This window comes from Methylobacterium sp. E-041, assembly GCF_022829665.1.
Classification (GTDB): Bacteria; Pseudomonadota; Alphaproteobacteria; order Rhizobiales; family Beijerinckiaceae; genus Methylobacterium.
This window is the reverse complement of record NZ_JAKSYQ010000028.1, coordinates 1-1,518: the sequence shown is the minus strand read 5'-3', so window position 1 is coordinate 1,518 and position 1,518 is coordinate 1. Positions and strand designations below refer to the sequence as shown.

Here is a 1,518-nt window from a genome sequence, read left to right as displayed (position 1 = left end):
CCTCGTCCTCTGAACGAGCGTCCGCGCCAGGGCGCTCGGCTGACAGCAAGCCGTCCCACCTCCCGCCATCACGTGGAAGGTTGAGGTCGGCCCATGGACCCGCGCACACGCTACACCGACGAGCTAGAGATTTACGAAAGCTTTGCGGATCAGGTCCGGTCGTCGGTTATGACGGCCATGCCGGTTCGGGTGATCAAGGATGCGGACGGGCACACCGTCTCGATCCAGCCAACAATGAAGGCAGTTTTCCGAAAGGAAGACGGGTCGTTGCAGCAGGTGGATTACCCGCCGATCACCGACGCACCGATCCAGTTCTCGGGCGGCGGCGGCGTGACCTCGACGCACCCGGTCAAGCAGGACGACGAGGGCATCGCCCTGTTCATGGCCCGCTCGATGGATGCCTGGCACCAGCAGGGCGGCACGCAGGCCCAGATCGACGCTCGCGTGGCCGACCTCTCGGATGCCGTCTACATCCCCGGCATCCGCTCCACGCCGCGCAAGCTCCCGAAGTTCAATCCCGACGCACACGAGATGCGATCGGACGACGGGAAGCACGTCGTGTCCCTGCACCCTCAGAAGGGGGTGACGGTCTCGGTGGACGACGGGAAGCACACCCTCGCCTTCGACAAGGACACCGGCATCAGCATGAAGTCGGGCATGGCGATCGCCATGGAGTCGGCCAAGGGGTTCGCGCTCAAGGGCGACCTGAACGTCAAAGGCAAGGTGAGCCCGAGCGGCGGCCTTTTCGGCAGCGTGTTCCAAGGCATGGCCGGCGGCGCCATGGTGCTGCTCGTCGCGCTGCTCGCATCTCAGGTCCGAGCCATTCCTGAGCCGGTGCAGCGCGCGGCCTACACCCTTACTGCCCTCGTATCGAGGTGATGGAGCGATGGGGCAGCAATACCTTCGGCAGGTCTCCGTTTCGATCGACGGCGGCTTCAGCTTTACCAGCGACGGCGACAACGGCCCGCGCGTCCGGTTCGATACGCATCAGTTCGTGTCGTCCACCCCGGCTCACGCAAACATCTACGTCTCGAACCTGTCGAAGGACAGCTATGCGAAGCTTGCGAAGGAAAATCTGAAGATCACGCTTTCGGCCGGCTACCGCGACGGTGGCACATCAATCATCTTCAACGGTGAGATCCGGCAGGCTCGAAACTTTCGCGAGGACATCACCGACGTGGTGACGCATATCGCTGCGACCAGTTCGGGGAATGCACGCAACTTCGCGACGCTGAACAAGACTCTTGCCGCCGGGCACACGCACGACGACCGCGTGCAGATGGCTCTGAGTGCCTTCAAACCATTCGGTGTCACGGCTGGTCATATCGACAAGCTCGGCGGCCCAAAGTTCCCGCGCGGGTTCCTTGCGTGCGGCATGGCCCATCAGATGCTCCGCGATGTCTGCCAGGCGCGCGAGGCGCAGTGGTTCAACGTGAACGGTCGCTTCCACGTCCTGAAGGCTGCAAACACTCTCCCCGGCAGCACGATCGTCCTGAATAGCTCCTCCGGCCTCATAGG

2 protein-coding genes are annotated in these 1,518 nt (G+C 63.4%); both read left to right on the top strand.

The features are described from left to right. Nucleotides 1-93 precede the first annotated feature (93 nt). The gene (locus MKK70_RS01520) at nt 94-879 is read left to right on the top strand and encodes a Gp138 family membrane-puncturing spike protein (protein ID WP_243945511.1); all 786 of its coding nucleotides are present in this window, start codon (nt 94-96) and stop codon (nt 877-879) included. Nucleotides 880-886: 7 nt separating this feature from the next. After that, nucleotides 887-1,518: hypothetical protein (locus tag MKK70_RS01515; RefSeq protein WP_243945509.1), on the top strand; the 632-nt coding region annotated here is incomplete at its 3' end.

Bases quoted from the DNA above. Each gene is read 5' to 3' on its own strand.
- MKK70_RS01520 (WP_243945511.1), top strand. From the start codon at position 94: ATGGACCCGCGCACACGCTACACCGACGAGCTAGAGATTTACGAAAGC.